23 protein-coding genes are annotated in these 25126 nt (G+C 36.6%); 10 read left to right on the top strand and 13 right to left on the bottom strand.

Annotation, left to right across the window (positions count from 1 at the left end; translation table 11 throughout):
* Positions 1–80: 80 nt before the first annotated feature.
* The 5 genes from I5M32_RS16965 (at position 81) to I5M32_RS03040 (ending at position 3957) form a co-directional block, all read left to right on the top strand.
* Positions 81–320: a pentapeptide repeat-containing protein gene (locus I5M32_RS16965; protein ID WP_200584732.1), complete on the top strand. Its 240-nt coding sequence runs from the start codon at positions 81–83 to the stop codon at positions 318–320.
* A 122-nt stretch (positions 321–442) separates the two neighbouring features.
* Complete coding sequence (locus tag I5M32_RS03055) at positions 443–2164, top strand: amino acid permease (protein ID WP_200584706.1); 1722 nt, start codon at positions 443–445, stop codon at positions 2162–2164.
* Positions 2165–2274: 110 nt separating this feature from the next.
* A complete protein-coding gene (locus I5M32_RS03050; RefSeq protein ID WP_200584705.1) occupies positions 2275–2943 on the top strand; it encodes a hypothetical protein in 669 nt (222 codons plus the stop codon).
* A 6-nt stretch (positions 2944–2949) separates the two neighbouring features.
* Complete coding sequence (locus tag I5M32_RS03045) at positions 2950–3462, top strand: GNAT family N-acetyltransferase (protein WP_200584704.1); 513 nt, start codon at positions 2950–2952, stop codon at positions 3460–3462.
* Positions 3463–3498: 36 nt separating this feature from the next.
* Positions 3499–3957: a c-type cytochrome gene (locus I5M32_RS03040; RefSeq protein WP_200584703.1), complete on the top strand. Its 459-nt coding sequence runs from the start codon at positions 3499–3501 to the stop codon at positions 3955–3957.
* Positions 3958–3985: 28 nt separating this feature from the next.
* Here I5M32_RS03040 and I5M32_RS03035 read toward each other — a convergent pair whose 3' ends face one another.
* Entirely contained in the window at positions 3986–4549 is a 564-nt protein-coding gene (locus tag I5M32_RS03035; RefSeq protein ID WP_200584702.1) for a type 1 glutamine amidotransferase domain-containing protein, read from the bottom strand.
* Positions 4550–4963: 414 nt separating this feature from the next.
* Between I5M32_RS03035 and purN the strand changes: the two genes are divergently transcribed.
* On the top strand, positions 4964–5545 hold the full coding sequence (gene purN / locus I5M32_RS03030) for a phosphoribosylglycinamide formyltransferase (protein ID WP_200584701.1): 582 nt from the start codon (positions 4964–4966) through the stop codon (positions 5543–5545).
* A gap of 128 nt (positions 5546–5673) precedes the next feature.
* On the opposite strand, the gene I5M32_RS03025 is transcribed toward purN, so the two are convergent.
* The 10 genes from I5M32_RS03025 to folB all read right to left on the bottom strand — a co-directional run bounded on the left by I5M32_RS03025 (position 5674) and on the right by folB (position 19684).
* Entirely contained in the window at positions 5674–6690 is a 1017-nt protein-coding gene (locus I5M32_RS03025) for a PorP/SprF family type IX secretion system membrane protein (protein ID WP_200584700.1), read from the bottom strand.
* Entirely contained in the window at positions 6687–10223 is a 3537-nt protein-coding gene (locus I5M32_RS03020) for a PKD domain-containing protein (protein ID WP_200584699.1), read from the bottom strand. Before I5M32_RS03020 ends, I5M32_RS03025 begins: the two co-directional genes overlap by 4 nt.
* Before the next feature lie 102 nt (positions 10224–10325).
* The gene (locus tag I5M32_RS03015) at positions 10326–14438 is read right to left on the bottom strand and encodes a PKD domain-containing protein (RefSeq protein WP_200584698.1); all 4113 of its coding nucleotides are present in this window, start codon (positions 14436–14438) and stop codon (positions 10326–10328) included.
* A 145-nt stretch (positions 14439–14583) separates the two neighbouring features.
* Positions 14584–15039: a YHS domain-containing (seleno)protein gene (locus tag I5M32_RS03010; protein ID WP_200584697.1), complete on the bottom strand. Its 456-nt coding sequence runs from the start codon at positions 15037–15039 to the stop codon at positions 14584–14586.
* Positions 15040–15100: 61 nt separating this feature from the next.
* Positions 15101–15511 carry an EVE domain-containing protein gene (locus tag I5M32_RS03005; protein WP_200584696.1) on the bottom strand — a complete coding sequence of 137 codons (411 nt, stop codon included), beginning with the start codon at positions 15509–15511 and terminating at the stop codon, positions 15101–15103.
* 36 nt (positions 15512–15547) lie between these two features.
* On the bottom strand, positions 15548–16873 hold the full coding sequence (locus I5M32_RS03000; RefSeq protein ID WP_200584695.1) for a DEAD/DEAH box helicase: 1326 nt from the start codon (positions 16871–16873) through the stop codon (positions 15548–15550).
* A gap of 244 nt (positions 16874–17117) precedes the next feature.
* Complete coding sequence (locus I5M32_RS02995; RefSeq protein ID WP_200584694.1) at positions 17118–17483, bottom strand: methionine-R-sulfoxide reductase; 366 nt, start codon at positions 17481–17483, stop codon at positions 17118–17120.
* 44 nt (positions 17484–17527) lie between these two features.
* Entirely contained in the window at positions 17528–17878 is a 351-nt protein-coding gene (locus I5M32_RS02990; RefSeq protein WP_200584693.1) for a septal ring lytic transglycosylase RlpA family protein, read from the bottom strand.
* 43 nt (positions 17879–17921) lie between these two features.
* On the bottom strand, positions 17922–19319 hold the full coding sequence (locus I5M32_RS02985) for an FAD-binding oxidoreductase (protein ID WP_200584692.1): 1398 nt from the start codon (positions 19317–19319) through the stop codon (positions 17922–17924).
* Complete coding sequence (gene folB, locus I5M32_RS02980; RefSeq protein WP_200584691.1) at positions 19319–19684, bottom strand: dihydroneopterin aldolase; 366 nt, start codon at positions 19682–19684, stop codon at positions 19319–19321. Before folB ends, I5M32_RS02985 begins: the two co-directional genes overlap by 1 nt.
* A gap of 316 nt (positions 19685–20000) precedes the next feature.
* On the opposite strand from folB, the gene I5M32_RS02975 reads away from it, so the two are divergent.
* The 4 genes from I5M32_RS02975 (at position 20001) to I5M32_RS02960 (ending at position 22917) form a co-directional block, all read left to right on the top strand.
* Positions 20001–21206 (top strand): acyl-CoA dehydrogenase family protein, encoded by a 1206-nt coding sequence (locus I5M32_RS02975; RefSeq protein WP_200584690.1) that lies wholly within the window; start codon positions 20001–20003, stop codon positions 21204–21206.
* 47 nt (positions 21207–21253) lie between these two features.
* Positions 21254–22060, top strand: coding sequence for a hypothetical protein (locus I5M32_RS02970; RefSeq protein ID WP_200584689.1), 807 nt, complete (start codon positions 21254–21256; stop codon positions 22058–22060).
* An 82-nt stretch (positions 22061–22142) separates the two neighbouring features.
* Positions 22143–22355 carry a hypothetical protein gene (locus I5M32_RS02965; protein ID WP_200584688.1) on the top strand — a complete coding sequence of 71 codons (213 nt, stop codon included), beginning with the start codon at positions 22143–22145 and terminating at the stop codon, positions 22353–22355.
* A gap of 172 nt (positions 22356–22527) precedes the next feature.
* On the top strand, positions 22528–22917 hold the full coding sequence (locus I5M32_RS02960; protein WP_200584687.1) for an SRPBCC domain-containing protein: 390 nt from the start codon (positions 22528–22530) through the stop codon (positions 22915–22917).
* A gap of 20 nt (positions 22918–22937) precedes the next feature.
* On the opposite strand, the gene I5M32_RS02955 is transcribed toward I5M32_RS02960, so the two are convergent.
* Both I5M32_RS02955 and lysA read right to left on the bottom strand, forming a co-directional pair.
* The gene (locus I5M32_RS02955) at positions 22938–23942 is read right to left on the bottom strand and encodes a glycosyltransferase (protein WP_200584686.1); all 1005 of its coding nucleotides are present in this window, start codon (positions 23940–23942) and stop codon (positions 22938–22940) included.
* On the bottom strand, positions 23923–25125 hold the full coding sequence (lysA, locus tag I5M32_RS02950) for a diaminopimelate decarboxylase (protein WP_200584685.1): 1203 nt from the start codon (positions 25123–25125) through the stop codon (positions 23923–23925). Before lysA ends, I5M32_RS02955 begins: the two co-directional genes overlap by 20 nt.
* Position 25126: the final 1 nt, after the last annotated feature.

Raw genomic sequence — 25126 nt, 5'->3', positions numbered from 1 at the left:
TCTATAAACTTGAGTTCGATAATTAACGTGGCTATAAAAAAGATTAATCAGGGCTATATCTACATTGTAGATCGTTAACGATTAGAGCGGCATCCCCCGCCAGTAGTTGGGCTTGCTTTTTTGTCTTTCTGAGCATTTTCACTCTGGGAATTGCAACTCTGGTAATTGCAACTCTGAGCAATGCCACTCTGAGCAATGTCACTCTGAGCAATGCCACTCTGAGCAATGCCACTCTGAGCAATGTCACTCTGAGCAATGTCACTCTGAGCGAAGTCGAAGAGGAAGTCGAAGAGGAAGTCGAAGAGGATGCCGAAGAATAAAACAAAAAAATAGCCGCCAGTTGGTGGAGTGTTAAAACGCCCCAAAACTAAGGTTTACGATAAAGAATTATCAAATTCAGATTATCAATTGATCAAGCTGTTAAAAGCGATAAATAAAATAGATGCAAAAAGGAATATTCAGAAAAAAAACCATTGCCAAAATATTAAATGATACCAAAGAAGGTTATGGCGATGGTGAACACGCTAGCCTAAATAAAGTATTGAACGTTAAAGATTTAACCATGATGGGAATTGCCGCCGTAATTGGTGCGGGCATTTTCTCTACTATTGGCCAAGCATCTTTTAACGGAGGCCCAGGAGTAAGTATTTTATTTGTGATAACAGCCATTACCTGTGGCTTTTCTGCACTTTGCTATGCCGAGTTTGCCTCTAGGATCCCAGTTTCTGGTAGTGCTTATACCTATGCTTATGCCTCTTTTGGCGAATTGGTGGCATGGATCATCGGTTGGGATCTATTGATGGAATATGCCATCGGAAACATTGCCGTTGCCATATCTTGGAGCGGTTATTTTGTAAACCTGTTAAAAGGTTTCAACATCCATTTGCCCGCCTATGTTACCATGGATTATTTTTCTGCTTACAAAGCTAATGAGCAAGTGGCGCAATTGGTGGCATCAGGTGGGGCGGTAGAAAGTTTAAGCTCTAATACAAAATATGCCGCAGAAGCTTGGGCAACCGCACCATCAATTGGGGGTGTTAGATTAATTGCCGATTTCCCTGCCTTATTAATCGTATTTATCATCACTTATTTAGTTTATATTGGCATCAGGGAAACTAAAAGAGCAACTAATGCCATGGTTGTACTAAAAATTTGCGTGGTTTTAGCGGTAATTGTGATTGGCTTCTTTTACGTTACCCCAGCAAATTGGCACCCGTTTTTACCAAACGGTTTTTCTGGGATGATGAAAGGTGTTTCGGGAGTTTTCTTTGCTTATATAGGTTTCGATGCAATTTCTACAACCGCAGAAGAATGTGAAAACCCGCAAAAAGATTTACCACGAGGGATGATCTATTCATTGATCATTTGTACGGTATTATATATTTTAGTTGCCTTGGTTTTAACCGGGATGGTTAATTACAGCGAATTGGCGGTTTCCGATCCATTGGCTTTTGTGTTTGAAAGGGTTGGGTTAAATAAAATCAGTTATGTAATTTCTATCAGTGCGGTAATTGCAACAGCAAGTGTTTTATTGATCTTTCAGATGGGCCAACCACGTATCTGGATGAGCATGAGCCGCGACGGACTATTACCAAGAGTATTTTCAAAAATCCATCCCAAATATAAAACGCCTTCATTTTCTACTATCGTAACAGGTTTTGTAGTGGCAATACCTGCACTGTTCATGAACCTTACCGAGGTTACGGATCTAACCAGCATAGGGACATTATTTGCCTTTGTTTTGGTTTGCAGTGGGGTTTTATTATTGCCAAAAGATACCGAAGAAAATATCGGGAAAAAACGCTTTAAAATGCCATACATCAATGGCAAATTCATAGTTCCCGTATTGGTAGCTGTTGGTTTAATTTTCTTTTATAAACCCCTTATACAGGTTTTTGATTTTAGCCACGGTTGGGAAACAGTGAGGGAAAGATTGCCTTTATACCTGTTTTTAATTTTATTGGTATTGATCACCTACTTCTCTTTTACCAAAAATTTATCGCTAATACCGGTCTTAGGCTTGTTAAGTTGTTCTTATTTGATGACAGAATTGGGCTATACCAATTGGCTAAGGTTTTTGATATGGTTAGTGGTTGGCCTGGTAATCTATTTTACTTACAGTTACAAAAACAGCAAACTCAATTTGGAAAAAGAAATGATCTAATCTTTGTATCATAATTAAAAGCAGTACCGTATTGGTTAAGAATTCTTTTAGTTTTTCTATATATTTAAGGCCTTAACATTCCTCACGTTAAGGCCTTTTTAATTTTATTTATGAGAAAAACTTACAGAAAAATTTTAACGCCATTATTGTGTACCATTTACGCTGCCGCATTTGCCCAAACCAGTAAAGACAGCATCAAATATAGTTTTCAAAAGAGGGAAAGCATATCATTAGAGACCTTTTACGCTAACCACGGGACCGGAGATTTGAGTGGTTTAATGATTGCGATTGGTTATAAGCATCAATTTAGATCGAGGTTATCATTTTATACCAATCTGGCTTTTACCGTTAATAGTGCAGATGATTTCTCTTACAGATCTATTAGCCAACCCCCAAATACCATAGATAAAACGGTTGCTTTACATTTTGTAACAGCAGGTTTACAAACCTCACCAACTCTATTTTACACCCTGTTAAAAAGCAAAAAACAACAACTTAATATTGGTGCCGGTACTATAATAAGGTTTCAGAACACTAGTTTGCCAGAAAAATATGGTTATGGCTATGATAATTCTCAAGATAGACAACCTTCTTACAAGATTTATAAAACTCATCCTACAACATTAAGTATCGGTTATCAATTTGCACTAGATTACAAATATTTAATAACAAATAAAATGGAATATGGCCTTAAAGGTTTTTACCAAAATGACACCAATAGTGATTTAATAGTTGGTGTTGGTCTAACCTTCGCCCGTAAGTTTTCATTCGCTAAATAAATCATTTTGCTAACCATTAAACCAGTAAATATCCATCAAGTAAATTTGCTTCAAAAGATCAGTAAAGAAACTTTTCTTTTGGCTTTCGCCGATGACAATACGCAAGAAAATTTGGCTATTTATTTTGAAAAAACCTTTTCAATCGCAGCTTTAACACATCAAATACACCAAAGCAATTCAAAATTTTATTTTGTTTATCACGATGATTTGTTGGCCGCCTATTTTAAGATAAACATCGGCGAAAGCCAAACAGAGATTGGGGCACAAGATGGGATAGAATTAGAACGACTTTATGTTTACCCAACGTTCCAAAATAAAAAGATAGGTAATTTCATCATCAATGAAGTTAAGATTAAAGCGGTTTTGGATGATAAGAAATATATCTGGCTAGGTGTTTGGGAACATAATATAAATGCCATCAGGTTTTATCAAAACCAAGGTTTTAAAAAGTTCGATAGCCATATCTACCCTATCGGTAAAGACCTTCAAACCGATTGGATGATGCGTTTGGAATTGTAAAAAATTATGCCCTATTTTAATTAAAATTAGCACATCATGAAAAATAAAATAAAACCTTTTCTTTTTATCCTTACGATAATTGGGGGCATAAGTTTGGCGGCCACGGTTCCACAGCAAAATACGCAGCAACAAGACTGGAAAGCCAAAAACCTAAAGGTACTGCCAAAAGATATTTCTAAAAAAGCCTTGGATAGCATTATGCATAATTTTAAGGATGCTTTAGGAGTAAAATGTAATTTTTGCCATGCAAAATCAAAAACAGATAGTACAAAATTAGATTTTGCTAGCGATGAGAACAGGAAGAAAAATTTCGCAAGATATATGATGGTGATGACAGATTCTATCAACAACAAATATTTTAAAAGACATTTAGAACGCCATGGTAGTTTTGCCGTTACCTGTGCAACTTGCCACAGAGGCCAAGAAGAACCAGCCGTTACCATGCCAACAACAGAAAAAAACATGGGAATGATGCCACAAAAAAAGGGAGAATAATTTCTCCCTTTTTTTATTGATTTCTTTATTAAAGCGTGTTTTGCTCTTCGTGAACGCCTTCTCTAAACTCCTCGATCATCTTTTTATTAAATGCAGGTAAATCTTTAGGCGATCTGCTAGTAACCAAACCTTGGTCAACCACAACTTCGCTATCTTCCCAGTTTGCACCAGCGTTAATTAAATCTGTTTTAATGGAAGGGTAAGAAGTCATCCTTCTTCCTTTTAAGGCCCCGGTTTCGATTAATAATTGTGGGCCGTGGCATATAGAAGCTATTGGTTTACCGGCGGCAAAAAATTCTTTTACAAAATCTATATAGCTTTGGCTTGCTCTCATTTTATCAGGGTTCATCACGCCGCCAGGAATCATCAAGCCATCATAATCATCGGCCTTGGCATGATACAGATCTACGTCCACATCTACATCGAGGCCCCAATCTTTTTGGTCCCAGGCTTTAATTCTGTTTTTTTGATTTGAAATTACATGAACGGTTGCTCCGGCATCTTCCAATGCTTTCTTTGGTTCTAATAGTTCTGATTGTTCAAAACCGTTATCACTTAAAATAGCGATATTTTTTCCTTTTAAATTTTCCATTATTTTATTTTTTTAAGGTAAATGATTAATAATGTCTCTAAAATACCCTTCATACGGTTAGCTGTAAATTTTGATGTATAAACATACAACATGAAGGCTGTCAACCTTAGCGAAGTGAAAGGGGAGCGTTGGGCTGCTTCGACCTCGTTCGGCACCACATTCGACCTCGCTCGGTACCACATTCGACCTCGCTAGGCATTTGAATCTGCTCAGCATTACAAACCAATCTGTTTAAACTACTTATTACCGCATAACGAATATCTTGAGACAAACTTTGGTATCATTAAAGCAAATACTAATCCATTAAGTAAAAGAAAGGGATGTTAATTTTAATTATCCATAATTCTTACATTTCATTTTCAAAAAACATTCAAAACTATATCTTTGGGAAAACAGAAAAATCCCATTTTAATAGTGAAGAAACGTATTGCCATTTTTGCATCAGGATCAGGATCAAACGCTCAAAAAATTATGGAGCATTTTAAAAAAAGTAATGAAGCAGAAGTTGCACTTATTTTAACCAACAACCCTTATGCCTATGTTTTGCAAAGGGCAGATAATTTTGAGGTCCCGTCTCATATCTTCGATAAAAAAGAATTTTATGAAACCAACAAAATACTGGCACTTTTAAACAATTTGAATATAGATCTAGTGGTTTTGGCGGGTTTTTTATGGTTGGTACCATTGAATTTATTAAAGGCCTATCCAAATAAGATCATTAATATACATCCTTCGTTATTACCAAAATACGGAGGGAAAGGAATGTATGGCGAACGCGTTCATGAAGCTGTTTTAGCAAATAAAGAAACAGAATCTGGCATTACCATCCATTTTGTGAACGAGAATTTTGATGATGGCGAAATTATCCATCAATCTAAATTTAGGGTTGATAAAGGAGATGATCTTGAAATGATGAAGTTTAAGGTGCAACAATTAGAACATACCCACTTCCCAAAAGTGATAGAAGGTTTGTTAAAAAAGATGAAGAGTATTTAAAGGCCTTTTAAAATTTATCTGATAATTTGTTTGTGCTTACCGCCAGAGGTCGGTTAGGCTTTTTTGGCTGCAAATGCGTTAAAGCTATAAATATTTTTACGATACAAATTTAAACAGGCTCTAATTGATTACCATAATTTTTGCGGACAGGTAACTTTGTAATGATTGTTCAGCGTAAGGCCAATCACAATCTCATGCGAACCCCTTGAAACGGTGTTTAATGCAGACTGCGTAAAATCATAGGCATAACCTACGTTAATTAATGAACCTAGGTTAAAACCCACCATTCCAGAATAAGAATCGTCTTTTCTGTAAGCCCCGCCTACCCAAAATTTATCCCTAAAGGCAACTTTGGTATTAAAATCAATCCCTAAAGGCACAGGGTTTACATACTTTACCATTATAGAAGGTATAACGGTAACATCATCGCTCAACCAAAAACGATAACCTGCCGTAAAAAAAGAATGCGGAACGGTTTTCCCTTGATTGTAAGAAGATTGATCGGAAAATGAAAGGGTTTGTGGCAAAATTTGCTGAACCGAAGCCCCAAAGAAAAACTCTGCCGAGTAAAGCCAAATGCCAACGTTAAGATCGGGTTTTATCCGGTTTATATTACCACTATTGGCAATAGCTGCATCGTTTGGGTTTTCTAAAGTGATATCATTTGTATTTAAAGTTACCTTAGATATTCCTGCCCCAACACCAACCGCCAAATTTAACCTTGGGGCCAAACCAATGTGATAGGCATAAGTTAAATTAAAGGAATTATTGCTCAATGGGCCGGTTTTATCTACAACGGCTATTAAACCTATACCAGAATGAGATTTAGAAGCTTCATAATCAGATTTATAACTCCTGCCAAGTGGATTATCGCCAACCATGCCATAAGAAGTTGCACTTCCCCAATCATTTGTGTTGCCTAAAGGCATATGAGCCGTTAAATAAGATGTTTGAGGTGCGTTTTCTAAACCCGCCCATTGTTGCCGGGTAGCTGCTTTAACATCGATATAATTTTCTATACCCGAAATTGCAGGGTTGATGATAAAATTGTTGAGTATATATTGGGTGTATTGGGGCTTTTGCTGCGCCAAAGAACTTTTTAGCACACCAAACAACACAAATAATATAAAAATTAATCGCCTCATCTGATCACCGTAACCGAACCTGTAAATTTTCGTCCTTCCACTTTTGTATCAATCACATAATAATATACCCCAACCGGAACTTCCTTACCATTTGATCTACCATCCCAAGGGGTTGCATAGCCTATAGAAGTAAATACCGGGTTACCAAAGCGGTTAAAAATCGTCATTCTAGCGTTTACGTAAGAATCTAAGTATTTAATGTTCCAGGTATCGTTATTGCCATCTCCGTTAGGTGTAAATGTATTGGGTATTGTTGGTTTGGTTGCTACTTCAACGTTAACTTGGTCGCTTATTGTACAACCATCTTTAGAAGTTACAATTAAAGTATAAAGTGTGGTTTGCCTAGGCGATGCAATTGGGTTTAAAACTGAGGCATCGCTCAATCCTGTTGAAGGAAGCCATTGATAAGTTAACCCCTCTCCTGTGGCTTTAGCAGGTATAGTATATTGCCCGCCTATTAAAATTGTGGCATCGTCTCCGGCATCTGCCGTTGGTTGTGGGAATACCTCTATTTCTTGTTGCTTAATGTCATTACAACCATTATCTGCGGTAAATGTGTAGGAGATAGTATGGCTGCCAATGCCAGCAATTACGGGGTCAAATACACCATCTTTAGTAATCCCATCGCCGGTAAATATACCTTTACCTGCAATGCCCGTAATTTCTTTGGCTTGCGTTATGGTAATTTTTGGTTTATCGATACAAATCCCTGCCAAGGGAGAGAAATTAACCTCTGGGCTTCCTTTTACGGTAATACTAACCGGTCCAAAATCTTCAAAACAATCATTACCAGAGTAGGCCCTTAAGGTAACTTGGTAATTAACCGTTTCTTTAGTGCTAGGATATTTATGCGTATAGGTAGAGTCGCTTGCGGGTAACAAATAAGCCTCTTTTGTATTTACGCCTCCGTTTTGATATTCAAAAACCCATTCTAGCTTTACTATTTTACCTGTTTGTACATTAGATAGATCTTTAAATTGTACAGGTTGGTTGCTACAAAGATTAGCGGCGTTAATAACAGAAAACCCTGCCTTTGGATTAGAAGAACTTATCAATATGGTTTTACTTTTGGTATAATCGCACCCGTTAGACGATAAGACTTTCAAAGAAACCGTATAAGTGCCCGGTATAGAAAATTGATGCGAAGGGGAGTTCTTTGTTGTTTGGGTAACACTTGGCGAACCATCGCCAAAACTCCACTGATAAGAAACAATATCTGATGAAGTATTGATGGCTTTAAAAACGATGTTATCCCTTGCACAAGCATTTGGATCTGCAAAATCTGCCAAGGGCGAATCATTGATGATTATAGAAGTACTTTTTGTTGATGAGCAACCTGCTTTGGTAGAAAGTGTAAGGTTTATCTGATAGGTATTTCCAGCCAAATATGTGTGCTTTGGGCTTACATCGGTAGATGTTGTACCATCGCCAAAATCCCAGATATAATTTACACTATCTGGTGGGTAAGTAAACAGTTGAGATTGATTGGTAAATGCTATTTCTTGGTTGGCACAAGAGATATTTGAAATACTAAAGTCTGATACGGGTTTTTTATAAACCATAATAGGTAACTCGTTCACTTCAGAAACGCAGGCAACATCGTTTTTGATGGCCAATTTAATGGTTTTAAGTCCTCCTGTATTAAACGCATGAACAGGGTTTTGTTCTGTTGAGGTAGCCCCATCACCAAAATCCCAAAGATAACTTATTATCGGCCTATCTCTATTTATCTCTTCTAATTTAAAATTAACCGGATCATTTATGCAAACATTAGAAGGTGCCAATACTTTAGAAGTTGCCGGTGGATTGTAAACCTCAAAATCAAAATTAAGCGTTTCGTCTCCAGAAGGGCATCCGCCAGAAGGCGGAATTGTAGCTACGATCTTTATCTGCTTGGTACCTACCTGATCGTATATTTTATTTGCCGGTAAACGATACTCGAATAGTAATTTACCGTTTACAGTTATCGCTTTAGGCCTTAGATTTGCGCCTTCTTGTGTAATGCTAGAATCTCCCGTTTCTAATGTCCAAATTAATTTTGTGGCCATGTAAGGTAAAACCAATCTAAAATCGAAAGGTTGATCGGTACAGGCGTTGGTAATAAAATCGTCTGTGCCGGGTTTTGCAGCATTTATAAAAATTGAAGAGGCCAGATTGGTACCAGCAGAATATGCGTACGATTCGTAATCGCCAAATCCATAGGCCATGGCATTAAATGCCACCTCAGATTTAAGGTTAAAACTTGAAGTTGGGCTGTTTATCTGTTTCAGGTTTATTTGAGCATAAGAATAGGCAGCGTTACCGGGCACAGGGCTAAACCTATTACTGTAACTTGTACCATTAATTGTGAAACTTGCCACACCTGCATTGGGTATCATAATATTAAGGTATTGATCCCTAATGGCTTCCTTTAAAGCCGAATACATGGTTACATCTTTTATCCTATACTCTAGAGGGTTCAGGATTACCATATCCGGGTCACTAGGCCTGGCATTGTTCCCTCTATTGCGTGAATCTGCACAGAACTGGGTTAGTGCATATTCTGCAACTGTAACGGGTTTATCTGCCGTTACCGTTGAAATGGCGTTTGTTGGCGTTGTGGTATAATATTGGCCTCTATTAAGCACTTTATTAACCCCGTTTATTTGTATGTTGGTGTTATCTTCAGATGCTAAAACCCTATAAATAGAGCCTGTATTTCTATCAAAAAAAGGAATCAGAGGGAATTCTTTACCCCAACTTTCTAATGGGTATAATTGCTGGAACAAAGGATCATAAGAAATATTTAGACTGGTATCGAAATTACTACCAGGAGGATTACAGCCCGGAGATAAAATTCCTAGGGCCGAACTTCCAGAAAAAGCCGCAAATCTTTTGCAACTAGATGATGAAGCATCAACTTCTATGTAAGAACCCGTAATATCTGCATCGCTTTGGTATTGGTAAACATCGCCAACATTAAAAAGTCTAACACTAAATGTTGGTTTAAGAACCCCGTTTTCGCGAGGAGTAATGTTTATCTTAGTATCAGGTTCTACGCAAACAATATCAAACTGAGACCTAGAATTGTTTACGCTTAAGGTTTGATCGTAAGAGATCGCAAAATATTTTTGTCCCAACGCCAACTTAGGGAGTACCAATGTTGCGGCAGATCTTGCCCCGGCAAAAACATGGCCATAAACTACTGCTTTAGGCATACCACTATCTATTAAAACCCTTATTCCCTTGTTAGGATTATAATTTGAAGCATCAGAAATATAAGAAGCATTTCTATCAACAATTACTTCCGTTACCGTATTAGCCGCTACGGTAAAGGTTTGTCTGAAATTTGTTCCACAAGTTACCTCCCCGCTAGTATTGTTTTTAGAGGTGATGAATACCGATAGGTTTGCAAGGTCTGGGTTGTTTCTTGATCCCGCAGGCGAGTGTGAAGGAAAACACAGCCAAAACTCGGTACCTTCGTTAGAAATGTTTTGTGCATTTACATTAACGATACTTATTAGCACAAATAAAAAAGTAAAAATATACTTCATTTATAAATAAGCGATGATTTGGTGCGGTTATCAAAATAACGATTAATTCCCTGTTTATTATTCCCTTACGTTGATATTAACTAAATAATTACAATTATGGTTTTATCTTACGATCAAAACCGATCCAGAATACTTTAATTCCCCTTGCTTTGCCGTAATGATATAATAATACAATCCCTCTGGCAAATCTTTGTTGTTAAACTTTCCGTCCCAGGGGGTAGTATAAGATTTTGAATTATAAACTAAGTTTCCGTACCTGTTAAATACCTGCACAGTCATAGACGGGTAGCTGCTTAAATATTTAATATCCCAAGTATCATTAACACCATCTCCGTTGGGCGTAAATGTATTTGGTATTTCTGGCAATAGCAAAACCTTCACAAAAACATCGTCCATATTGATACACCCATCTTTACTGGTAACCAACAGGTTGTATTTGGTATCTTTGGTTGGTGATGCAATGGGGTTTAAAACATCATCTTTATCTAACCCTGTTGATGGTGTCCATTTATAAGTCAAATTATCGCCGTTAGCCGTTGCGTCTAATCTTATCTGGCCACCTATTAAAATGTTTTTATCATCTCCGGCGTTTACGCTAGGCGTTGGGTTTACGGTAATATCCTGCGTTTTAAAATCACTACAACCGTTATCGCCGATAAAATTATACATGATGGTGTGTTTACCGGCCCCTGCAATTTTTGGCGAGAAAAGCCCACTTGCGTCAACACCGTCGCCAGAATAGGTTCCTTTACCGGCAAAACCACTAACTTCTTTTGCCTCGGTTAACATAAAGGGTTCAAATTCTTCACAAACAGAGGGAATAGCGCTAAACTCTACATCAGGAACTGCTTTTAAAGTAATTATTTTTGAAAATTGATTTACACAGCCAGTAGCACTTGTGGCAAACATAGTTACCTTAAAGTCTTTGGTTGCAGGGCTACTAAATTTAGGGTACGTAAACTCATAGGTTTTTTGGTTTGATCCTCTAGCGGCTGGTGCATTATCTATCAACATAAACGCTGGATCGTTAGGATGGTTGATCGCATCAAATTGCCATTCAATTTTGGTAATCTGCCCGAAAGCGATCGCGGCATCATCTTTAAATAAGAATTTGCTATTGCTACAAAAACCATCATTAATTACCTCGAAATTTGTATTTGGCAAAGCGGCACTTACCTTAAAAACCTTAGAAACAGTTGCGCTACACCCATTTAAAGCTGTAACCGTAAGAGTTATGGTATAATCTTTTGCTTTTTTATATTGATGTATCGGATCTTTATCTGTTGAGGTATTATCTTGATCATCGCCAAAATCCCATTGGTAGGTTAAGCCATTGGTAGAACTATCAAAAGTTGAGTTATTGGTAAACGTTGCTTGGCCATTTGGCAAACACCCATCCGGAAGGATAAAGTCTGCTTTCGGGATTGCTTTTAAAGTGATAGACTTTTGCATCGTGTTTGCACAACTGATGCCAGAATATGCTTTCATCTTTACCAAAACCAATCTTTGAGCAGGAGAATAAAAAGTAGGATAGTGGTGTGTATATATTTTTGCTGTATCGCTCCTTAAATTAGGATCATTATCTGTTTCGATGTTTGGCAAGGCATCGTCATAGATCCATTCTATTTTGGTTATTTCTCCAAAATCTACAGAGGCAGCATCTTTAAAACTAACAATTTGATCACTGCAAAGTTGATTTGGGTTCGATACCGAAAAATCGGCCTTTGGCGTACTTCCGTTTACCGTAAAAGTTTTGGATAATGTAGTTACACAAGAATTTGCACTGGTAACCGTTAATTTTACGATGTAATTTTTAGCTTGGGTATAATGATGAGTTGGGTCTTTTAATGTTGATGTATTATTGGCCACCGTAGAGTTGCTATCGCCAAAATCCCATAAATATGTTAGAGATGAGTTATCAGAAACGGTTGATTTATTGATAAACTGAGCAGAAGCATCGTTTAAGCAAATATCAGGCGTATCAAAATCAACTTCTGGCAAAGGGTTTATGATCACTTGTTTAAGCAAAGTATCTTTACAGCCTATATTTGTACCCACAATCAATTTTACCGTAAAACTGCCTACTTTATTATAGGTGTGGGACGGATTTTGTAAAATAGATGAGTTTGAAGCACTAGCCGTATCCCCAAAATCCCATGTCCAGTTTGTGATTGTTTGATTTGCCACCGTAGAAGCATCTGCAAACTGGGTTTCATTATTTAAACATTGATTAGATGATATGGTAAAGTTGGCAACGGGCAATTGCATAATTTCAATATCTTTAGAAATCACGTCAGACCAGCACCCATCTTGAGATTTTACAGAGAATTTTATCGTTTTTTTCCCAGGAGTGGAGAACTTGAATTTTGGGTTCTCTAAAGTAGAAGTTGCTTCGCCGTTAAAATCCCACATATATTCATTTAAGGGGATATTATTATCTACCACAACATTTTTAAAACTAACAGAATCTGCAAAGCAAGATTGCGGAGGAGCAGTAAAGTTTGCTACCGGTTTTGGATTGATGATAAAATCGAAAGTAAATTCGTCGCCGGTACCACAATCATCGGCCGATGGTTTTGTAGTTCTAACTTTATAAGTATATGTGCTGTCTTTGGTATAAGTAATATCAGGGATTAGCGAGTAATAATAAGTTGTAGCGCCATCTTTTGTGCTTTGAGCTATCTTATTAACAGTAATGTATTTTAAACCAGTGCCATCATCTTTATCCAATTGAATATCCAAAGGCTCATAAGGTAGTTTCAAATTCAAATCATAGTGTATCCCAACACAGCCAGAAGAAACCGAGATAGAATCTGAACCATCCTTTACCGGATCGATCCCGAAAGCAGTTAAATTTGCGCCGGCAGCATATCCATAAGATTCTGCTGCTCCAAAACCATAAGCAATAGCGTTAAAACCAACCAAAGAATTCAAGTTATGCGTACCCTCGGCCACAGAAAGCTGAGCATAAGAATACGATGAATTGTTTGGGACGGGGGCAAACTGTGAAGAAACATTTACGCCATCTAAAGTAAAACTTGCCACTCCGTCATTTCTTATTACCACATTTATAAAATGTTTTAAGATCTTAAAATTATTGGTAGAGTACATGGTTATTTTGGTGAGTGTTTGTTCTAACGGGTTTAAGTAGATCATCTCTGGATCGCCAACGTCACTAGCATCATTGCCGCAATTAATGGTTATACGCTGTGTTACGGCGTATTGAACAACCTGTATAGGCTTATCTGCGGTAATTTCATCTACTTGTTGTGATGCGTAATCATAATAAAAACCATTTGTAAAATTTGCGGCAGGCACTACGTTTCCGTTAACTTTCACAATTGCGCTTACATCACTTTTTAAAACCCTGTATATCACAAAGTTTCTCTCTTTTTCTGGAACGGTAATGAAAGTTTTGCCCCAACTAGAAGTAGGGTAAGTTTGTTGAAAAAGGTTATCGGCAGAGCCAGGGTTAGAGTTTAAAACGTAATTAAGACAGTTTATAGAGATTTTGCTACTACCAGAAAAAACCGCGATCTTTTTACAAGTACCGTTTGCGGTTGATACCGATTTGATCCTAGAACCGGTTAAATCTACCCCTGAAGAATTTTTCCCTGAATCGGTAAATTTCCCTAAAACATTGTATATCTGCCCTTTATTTAAAAGTACAGTATGGGTGGTATTAGCGTTCCATTGCTCAGTATCGGCAGATGGGGTAATTTCTATTTTAGTACTGTCTTCTACCGCAACCACAAAGAACCATCCAACGGCACCATTAGAATTAGAAATCTGTTTATAGTTTATAGAGTAATAATCTTTACCTAAGGCATTTACGGGCAAAACCAACGTAGCCCCAGAGACAGAATTAGCATATATATGCGCATAAACGATAATAGGTTTTATAGAAGTGACATGGATCCCGTTTAAAGATAATCCATCATTGGCTAAGTGTGCGTTAGTAGGAATATCTACAGAGACCACGCCGTTGGCAGGCACATCAACCGTTTGGCTAAATCCAAGATTATCAATAGAGACCGTTGCGGTTGTGCTAACATCAGAAGTTAAATAAACCACCATTTGCCCTACGGATGTGTGCTTTCCGTATCCTAGCCAAAAATCTGTTCCTTTATTGGACGCACCTTGCCCATAGCAATTGCATACAAATAAAATGCCCAGCAATAATAAGGGCGATAATTTTTTAAAACGAGGTATCAAGGTGCGTATTAGGCCAATTTAAAAATAGACGAAAAATTTCGGTTTTAGTTTAAATTGGGGAGTGTAATTTATCTATTTTTTTTTCAAAAAAACAGCCGATCCTTTTTCAAAAAATCGGCTTAAATAATTTATGGTTCTTAAATGATCAATTGCCCTTGTTCTTTTCTATTTCTGCTTTATAGTTTTTATCTGCCTTTGTGATGAAACCTGGGATATCCTTGTTCCACATTTGTTGCACTTTTTGGTTATAATTCAAATATAATTTGCCATCTACCACAGTAAAAACATCTGGCTCTGTTGGTGCTGCATGCCCTTGGGCATATCCAAAAGCGCAATAGCCACCGTATTGAGGTGCATATCTTTCTGGTGATGCCTTAAAAGCTTTCATATTCTCTTTAGAACTAAAATACCATTTTGCCCCGTTCCAATCGTAGGTAAAGTTTTTGTTCCCTTTAACCGCCTTGTTGTCTTTAAAATATGCAACAGCATCATAACCTTTAATTGCACCATCTTCTGTTTGGAAGATTGCTTTTTCTTGGGCTTTAACTAAACTTGCTAACCCTATAAAAAATATGACCAATAATAATATCGGTTTTTTCATGATCGTGAATTTTAATTGATTTATAGAAATAAAATTATGTAATTTTTTTCATCGATGCGTGTTATAACATCTTTTTTACGATCAGCTCAAAGTCAGATTTATTGATTTCTATAAAGCCAGCCCTTAAATGCAAGCCCCAATTCTTTTTATTCTTTATGAAAGATAACTGCTGTATCAAAGGCTTTATCTCCAACTCTTCAATATCAGAATACTTAACTTTTCTGCGCCAAGGTTTAAAATTTTCATTTACCTGTGTCTGATAAGGTTTATCATCATATACTTGGCCAGCCGCAGTAAATTTCTGATAAGGTTTATCTACATCATATTTTACTTTAGACGAATAATAAATGATCCAATCGTGTTTTTTCAATTTCTCTAAAAGATTTTTTTTACCATGCCCTGCTTGTGCAAAACCACCTTCAACCCCTTTTTCTACATGGTCTTTAGAAACCACAATAACATAATACTTCATCTTAAAACCTAAAACTTATCACTTAAAACCTATTACCTAAAACTCATCAACCCCGATCTTATATTTTTTGCCTTTTATTTTTTCTTGTTTTATCAGCGAAAGCGTTGCATTTATCTTAGTTCTTTTAACGGCAACATAACTCATGTGGTCAAAAACTTCTATTAAGCCAATATCTTCTCTTTGCAGATCTGCTTTTTTGTGCAACAAACCAACTACATCAATTTTATTGATCTTATCTTTTTTGCCTGCGGCGATGTAAATGGTTTTCCAATCACTAGGCGCAAACATTTTAAAATCTTCCACAACATCAACTTCCGTCACTTTCTCTTTCACATAATCTGGCTTAAATTCTTCATCGGCTAAAAGCAGATAAGCTTTCCCGCTTGCCTTCATTCTGGCTGTACGCCCATTTCTGTGCGTAAAAGATTCTTCCGTAAAAGGGATTTGATAATGGATAACCTGTTGCACATCTGGGATATCTAACCCTCTCGAAGCCAAATCTGTGGTTACCAATACAGAAAAAGTACCGTTCCTGAATTTTACCAAGGCTTTTTCTCTATCGGGTTGATCCATGCCGCCATGGTATATCCCATTGCTCATCCCTTTGTTCCATAAAATATCACTAACCCTACTCGCAGCTTCGCGGTGGTTACAAAAAATTAATGTTGGCCCTTCCGGAAATTCAGAAACAACCTGCATCAAAAGCTTCAATTTCTCTTTAGACTTGGTATGCAAAACCTTTAAGGCCAACTGTGGGCTATTTCCCTCATCCTTTAAAAAGTTAACATACATTAAATCATCAAGCTTGGCAAAGTTTGGCAACTCTTCCATCTTTGTAGCAGATGTCAGTATTTTTTGTTTCAAGTGGGATAGGGATTGTATGATAAATTCCATCTCTACCTGAAAACCCATCTCCAGAGATTTATCAAACTCATCCAAAACCAAAAACTCTACTTCGGCAGGGTTAATATTTTCGTTTCTGATATGATAGCTGATTTTACCTGGTGTGCCGATAATGACCGAAGGTGTTTCTGAAAGACTTTGCGATTCTGTTTTGGTAGAATGGCCTCCGTAAATACAACTTACCTTAAAGCCAGATTGCATAGATCTAAAAACCTGTTCGATCTGTAGAGCTAATTCCCTTGATGGCACAATGACCATAACCTGTGCCTTTTTTATATTTTTCTTTAATTTAAACAAAAGAGGGATCAAAAACGCTAAAGTTTTGCCCGATCCCGTTGATGATAAAACCATCACATCCTTACCCGTTTGTATGGCATTATCGGTTGCCAATTGCATTGGGTTTAGTGCTTTGATTTTCAATTGCTTTAACAAAGATGATTTATCGATTGTATTCTCCATAGCGGCAAATATCCTCAAATTATTGGTACGGTTTTGATATGAATTTGATAATCACTCGATAAAATAATCTGTTTAATCTTTTGGCCAAGCAATTGAAGGTTGTTTTGATGCTGTATTACCCTTATGATTTATTGAGAAAAAAAGCCTTTTAAAACGGTTTTTTACCCAAAGAAAAGCTATCAATAGGCACATCAAATATCTTAAAACAAATTTATTTAAACTTTATAGGTGTTGGCTATTGATGCTACCCTTCTTTAGGGATAAATTTCATACTCAAAGAATTAACACAATGTCTGGTATTTTTCTCCGTCAATCTTTCGCCTTCAAAAACATGGCCTAAATGTCCGCCACAATTGGCGCAAACAATCTCTACCCTTCTACCATCTGCATCAGGTACTCTTTTTACTGCTCCCGCAATTTCGTCATCAAAGCTTGGCCACCCACAATGCGATTCAAATTTATCTTCAGATTTATAAAGTGGGGCATCGCATTGGCGGCAGATATAAGTTCCCGCTTCTTTAGTAGAGGTATATTCGCCAACAAAAGGTCTTTCGGTACCTTTGTTCTTAATGATATATTCTTCTTCTGGGGTTAACTGGTTCAATTTCATATACTAAAAACGAATTTTTTGGTAGAAAGTTTTAGTGTTAATTTTTATTGCAACTCGTATTCGATCTCACAGTTAACAACTCCTTTGCCATAAAGCCCAATTTCTTTTGCAGCAGATTGCGAAAGATCGATCAGCATATTTTTGCCATAAGGCCCACGATCATTGATGATTACCGTAACCGATTTCCCATTATCTAAATTGGTAACTTTTACCTGTGTGCCAAAAGGTAGCGTTTTATGTGCAGCCGTAAATTTATCGTGTTTGTAGATCTGGCCACTTGTTGTTCTTCTCCCGTTAAATCTATTGGCGTAATAAGTTGCCCTACCGGTTTTGGTAACTATTTCTGATGCAAACAGGGTACTGATAAAAAACAAACAACTGATTATCAATTTCATAATTCAAAATTTTGGTTTTGAAAGTTCAAAAAATTAATTGAAATTAAAAAATCTTACCCGGGTTTAAGATGTTGTTCTCATCAAAAACGTTCTTAATTCCACGCATCAAGTTTAAATTTATTTCAGAATATTTAATTTTCATGTATTCTTTTTGCACCAAACCAATGCCATGTTCGCCAGAAATTGTACCTCCCAATTTTACGGTAAGCTTAAAAATCTCTGTGATCCCATCTTTCAATTTATTTTTCCAATCCTCATCGCTCATATTCCCTTTGATGATGTTGATATGCAAATTTCCATCGCCAGCATGGCCATAACAAACAGAATCGAAACCGTAAAGCATCCCGATTTCTTTGATCCCTTCGATCAGCTTTGGCAACTCTGCCCTTGGCACCACGGTATCTTCTTCTTTATAAACCGAATTAGATTTTACAGAAACTGCCATTGTCCTCCTGATTTTCCATAATTCTTCCTTTTGAGCAGATGAATCGGCAAAAAGCACCTCAATACAATTAAAATGCTCTAGCTCTTGATTTATAGTTTCGCAATCGGCAAAAAGCATCTCCATATTTGCACCATCAACTTCGATCATCAAAAATGCCTTGGCTTTGGGGTTCATCTCAAAATTTATCCCATCATGCTCAATTACCCATTCTATGCCTTTTCGCTCCATAAACTCTAAAGCAGATGGTGTGATCCCTGCCCTAAAAATTGCAGAAACAGCGGCACAGGCATCTTCGTTTGTAGGGAAAGAAGCCATCAGTAAAATATTGTGCAGTGGTTGCGGAACCAGCTTTAAAACAATTTTTGTAACAATGCCCAAAGTACCTTCAGAACCGATCATCAATTGCGTTAAATTATATCCCGAAGCATATTTTAAGGTGTTGGCCCCAGTCCAGATAATATCGCCATTAGGCAAAACCACCTCTAAATTAAGCACATACTCTCTAATGGTGCCATATTTTACCACCCTTGGGCCGCCGCTGCCATGGGCAATATTGCCACCAATAAAACAAGAACCTTTGCTAGAAGGATCTACCGGATAAAGTAAGCCTTTATCAGCCACGGCATCCATAAATTCTTCTGTAATTACTCCCGGTTCTACGGTTGCTTGTAAATTTCGCTCATCAATTTCAATAATTTTGTCTAACCGCTCTAAAGCTAAAACCACGCCCCCAAAAACAGGCAAAGCGCCACCAGATAAGCCCGTTCCTCCTCCTCTGGGGGTAACCGGGATCAAATGCTCATTACAAAATTTCATGATGGCGGCAATATCTTTCACGTTTTTGGGCTTCAACACTATATCGGGGAAATAATGCAGATCCTCGGTTTCGTCTTTGCTATATTTATAAATAGCTTCTTGATCGGTAAAAATATTGCTATCGCCCACAATTTTAGTGAGGGCCTTGATAATTTTATGGTTAATAGGGGTGTAAGACATTATTTTGTATAATCTAACGCTACAAAAGAGTTTTGTATTTGAGCTTTTACAGGTGGATCTAGTTTTTTTATCTTGATGTTGATATGATCAACAAAAGTAAATTCTTGTTTGATATTTTGTAAAATTTCTTGGGCAACGGTTTCAATTAATTGGGCTTCTTTAGAGAAGGATTGATTGCAAATATCAAAAAGTGAAACATAATTTACGGTATTCTTCAAATCGTCTTTTACAAGATCATCATCTTCAAAAGCCACAGAAACATCAACCAAAAAATTATTCTTAAAAATGCGCTCTTCTTCATAAAAGCCAATTGCAGCATTAAATTTTACGCCTTCTAAACCAACTTTTCTAATCGTTTTGCCCATTATCCAAATATCAAGGTAATAGAACTGAAATCAAAATTATTGTTTTGTTTGTTAGCTATTATTTGAATTGACTTCTTTAAAGCTTATTTTTAGAAATTACGGAAGAAGTTGGAGATATTTTTTGGGCGTTTTAACACGCTTTACATTATATCTTTTTTGTAGAAAAACAAAAAAGGATGCCATTTCAATCGTTAACGCAAATTAAATTTCTATCTCAATAAATCAACATACAAAATAAGTTCTGCTAAAATTACCTAAATCTGCAGGAAATGTTTTTTTAAATAGAATCTTAAGTTCAAATCCAATAAATAAACCAATGAGCCAAAAACCAATTCAAAAATCAGCGAAAAAAGATTTATATGAGCATCCCGATTATTATTTATTGGATGATCTATTAACCGAAGAACATAAACTGATCAGGAAATCTGTTAGGGAATGGGTTAAAAAGGAAATTTCTCCTGTGATAGAAAGTTATGCCCAAAATGCAGAATTTCCAAAGCATTTAATCAAGGGTTTGGGAGAAATTGGTGCTTTTGGCCCAACCATACCCACAGAATTTAGAGGCGCAGGTTTAGATCATATCTCTTACGGTATTATTATGCAAGAAATTGAAAGAGGAGATTCTGGCATACGTTCTACCGCCTCTGTACAAGGAAGTTTGGTAATGTACCCGATATTTGCTTTTGGTTCTGAAGAGCAGAAGAGAAAATATTTACCCAAACTAGCAACCGGAGAATTGATGGGTTGCTTTGGTTTAACAGAACCTGATCATGGCTCGGACCCGGCAGGTATGGCCAGTATTATAAAAGATGCAGGTTCACATTATATTTTAAATGGTGCAAAAATGTGGATTTCCAATTCGCCATTTGCGGATATAGCTTTGGTTTGGGCAAAAGATGAAGAAGGAATTATAAGAGGAGTGATCGTAGAAAGGGGGATGGAAGGTTTTACAACGCCTGAAACGCATAATAAATGGTCGTTAAGAGCTTCGGCAACTGGCGAATTGGTTTTTGATAATGTAAAAATCCCGAAAGAAAATATTTTGCCGAATGCTAAGGGTTTAAAAGGCCCATTGAGTTGTTTAAACCAAGCTAGGTTTGGGATTGCTTGGGGAGCTTTAGGTGCCGCAATGGACTGTTATGATACCGCTTTAAGATATACCAAAGAGCGTGAACAGTTTGGTAAGCCCATTGCAGCCTTCCAGCTCCAACAAAAGAAATTGGCAGAAATGATCACAGAAATTACAAAAGCACAATTGTTAGTTTGGCGATTAGGTATTTTAAAAAACGAAGACCGAGCAACACCGGCGCAAATATCTATGGCCAAAAGAAATTCGGTAGAAACAGCCTTAAAAATTGCTAGGGAAGCTAGGCAAATGCTTGGCGGGATGGGAATTACTGGCGAGTTTCCGATTATGCGCCACATGATGAATTTAGAATCTGTTGTAACTTATGAAGGCACACATGATATTCATTTATTGATAACCGGTATGGACATTACTGGCGAAAATGCTTTTAGTTAACAAAAACTTAATGCAGCCATTAAACAAATTCAAACGTAATTTAGAATATGAAAAAAATCTCAGTTTTAGCTTTTTTTGCTTTAATAATTTTATCATCCTCTTGCGTAAGCTATATCACTCCTAATATGAGTGGGGATAGTAACATTGCCTACTTACCCAGACCATTGAAAGCTGATAGTGTAAAATCAAAAATCTATCTCTCAGGAGAATATGCCTCTAGCTCGCCTAAAGGCAATTTACTAATGAATTCGGGATTAATAAACTTGAGTAGAGGACACACCTTTAAAAAATTGAATTTTGCTTATGGATTATTTGGCTTTTTTGGAAATGCTTCTTATCAAGATAGCTCTATTGATAGGTATTCTTCTCAAACAATTGAGAATTTTAAAAGATCTTTTTATGGTTTTGGATTAAGGAGCGCCATTGGCTTGCAATTGGTTAAGAATGATTTTAACTTTAGATATGTTAATTGGGAAAATGCATTTTCTTCCGAATTTGGCGAATATGCCCAATATCGAAAACTTCTTTATGATGGCCCTCAATCTAATGGAAGTGAAACGGTTTATGTAAATAAAAGAACGTCATTTTATACAACAGGGCTTTCAACAGAAGCAATATGGAGCAACGCATTTAATGATAAAAATTCACAAATAGGTTTACGATTTTTTGCTGGAATTACCCCTGGTTTAAGAAATCACTTTAAAGAAGTAAATAATCAAACTATAAAAAATGACCAAAATAATATAGCGATAATCTTAAGCTCCTTCATTAAATTTCATCAGGCATTTCTTAATCTACAAATTGGTTCTGAAATAAATACAAGTATAAAAATAGGTTTAGGTTACGCATTTTGATGGTTTGTGAAAATTTGATTATTAGTCTATTTTAATGGTATAATGTTTGTCTTAACAGTGATGTTAACCAAAAATAAATATCATGAACAAGACAGTAGGAATCATTTTATTGGTAGTTGGGATCGCCATGTTAATATGGGGCGGATTCTCTTACACCAAAAAAGAAAAAGTTGTAGATGCCGGCCCTATACAAATCTCGGCAGATAAAAAACATACCGTTAATTGGCCTCCTTACGTTGGTGGAGCAATATTGATTGCCGGCGTAGTTGTGCTGGTAACCGCTAAAAAAAGCTAATTAGCTATTAAAACAAAATATTTAAGGTTAAACCTTAAGTTTGAGTATAAAATTTAAGGTATTATCTCTAAAATAGGTATTTTTGAAGCATTCGGATATTTCTCTGAATGCTTTTTTATTGATTATAAATATCGTCTTCTGACTACGGTTTTTTGACAGCCGACTTTAAAAAATGAAAGATTTTAAAAAATATTATACCATACCAGCACCAACCGAAGAAGTTTATTTAGCCTTAACCATCCCATTAAGTATCAAATTGTGGAGCGGTGCAGAAGCTGAAATGAGTACAGAACCTAATTCAGAATTTTCTTTGTTTGATGGGGATATAGTTGGGAAAAACCTGGAATTTGTTGAAGGGAAAAAAATTGTGCAACAATGGTATTTTGAAGGACAAGACGAGCCATCTATCGTAACCATTAAAATCCATGAAGGTAAAAATAAATCCTCTTCATCTGTAGAATTGATCCATACCAATATCCCAGATGATGTTTATGACGAGTTTGTTGATGGATGGAATACCAGCTATTTTGGTGAGTTGTATGAATTTTTTGATGGAGAATAGCCCACGGCTTTAATCGTGGACTATGTAAATAGCAAATATTTATCTTTTGGCTCTTCCTTTAAAGTAGGGTTTTCTTCATTCAAAATCTCACCATTTAAAACCCGCTCATAAAAAGCTAAATAATCTTTGGCCATTTTTATGGCAGAAAATTCATCTCTTGCATATTGGTGGCAAATCAATTTATTAAAAGAATCTGCGCTTTCTAAGCCATAGATTAAATCTTGTTTTTTATTAGAAACAATTCCGATGTCTTTTTTAACCAATTCTGTTAAAGAACCATAAGGCGTTGCAAAAACCGGGCAGCCAAAATACAAGCTTTCGATTAGGGCTAAACCAAAAGGTTCATGCCATAAAACAGGGAAAACCAATCCTTTAGAACGGTTTAAATAAACAGATTTTTTTTGATTATCAACCATTCCCCTAAACTTAACGTGGGCATCAAAAGTAAACCTTGGGCCCATTTTCAAATTTAAACGATAGCCTCCCAAAACCTCTAGTTTTACTCCCGCATTTTTTGTTAAACTAATTGCCCCTCTTACGTTTTTAACTTTCCAAGCTGCATTGGCCAAAAAATGAAACCCTGCTCTTTTTATATTAAAATCGGGCTTTGGATAATTATCCCAATCTAATCCATTATAAACAAATTGTTGAGAACCATACCTATCGGCATGGTTTTTACTTACAAAAACACTTTGCTTGTTTAATTTTTCGCCAAAAGGCACATTACCATGAACGGTAATTAAATAAGGCTTTTTTATATCTTCATTTGGGTTAAACTGAAAATGCACTAAATCTACATCTTCTGGTATTTGTTGGTTCAAATTTTTATAAGCATCATAAAAAAGAACATTTGCGAAAGAACACACAGAACCCTTATTTACTAAAAAACTAATTTGATGCCCCAAATCACTTAATCGTTTCCCTAAATCCCAAACAACCCTTTCTGTACCGCCATAAAGCAATGCAGGGATTTTTGCGGGCAGTACAATTAAAATATGAAGTTTCTTATTCTTCTGAATAAACATGCTTTATCGCTGGCCTTAAATTATAAGCCGATGCCATTACTTCCCCGTAAGCACCTGCCGTACGCAAAGCTATTAAATCTCCACGTTTTGTTTCTGGCATTTCTACCCCTTTTCCAAAACAATCAGATGATTCGCAAATAGGGCCTACAACATCGTAAGAAAGGTATGAGGTATGAGGTATGAGGTTTAGCTCTCCTTCTGCCTTAAAACCTTTACCTTCAACCATTCTAGAAACATTCTCGATCTTATGGTAAGCTTGGTACAATGCAGGGCGCATCAACTCGGTCATACCGGCATCTATAATCACAAAATTCTTTTTAATGCCGTTTTTGATATATAAAACTTTAGAAATCAAACTACTGCATTGGGCAACCAAAGCTCTTCCCAGTTCAAAATGAACTTCTTGATGAGGTTTGATATTCAAAAAATCTGCAAAAATTTGAAAGTAGCTTTTAAAATCTGGTATCGCATTCTCATCAGGGTTTTGATAATCTACACCTAAACCACCACCAACGTTTAATACCTTAACTGGCATTCCACGTTCTTCAAACCATTGCTGCATTTCGTTAACTTTTATGCAAAGGCTTTTAAAAACGTTCAGATCTAAAATTTGGGAACCCACATGAAAATGGATACCTAAAAACTCTAAATTTCTACAACTTTTTAAGGTATCGTAAACCAAGGGCAAATCCCAAGAATTGATCCCGAATTTGTTTTCATCTAAACCCGTGGTAATGTAATGGTGTGTATGCGCATCAACATTTGGATTGATCCTGATCGCAACCGAAGCTTTTTTATTTTTTGCAGTTGCCAATTGATCTATAACTTCTAACTCTTGAACAGATTCTACATTGAATGCGAAAATATCATTATCCAAAGCAAAATTTATTTCTGCATCAGACTTCCCAACACCGGCAAAAACGATCTGTTTCTTATCAAACCCAACCTCTACCGCTTTTTTTACTTCTCCCCCGCTCACACAATCGGCACCAAAACCATTTGCCTTAACGGCAGCTAAAACCTTTTGGTTAAAGTTAGCCTTTAGCGCAAAATGTATATGGAATTTATGCCCTTCGGCAGCAGATCTGCACTCTTTTAAAGTTTGGTTTAAGAGCTTTAGATCATAATAATAAAATGGGGTTTCTTTATCATCAAAAGAAGCAACAATACGTTCATCAAACATT

The sequence above is a fragment of the Pedobacter segetis genome (assembly GCF_016623585.1).
Classification (GTDB): Bacteria; Bacteroidota; Bacteroidia; order Sphingobacteriales; family Sphingobacteriaceae; genus Pseudopedobacter; species Pseudopedobacter segetis.
The sequence above is the reverse complement of the archived record's forward strand: the minus strand, read 5'-3'. Positions and strand labels throughout refer to the sequence as shown.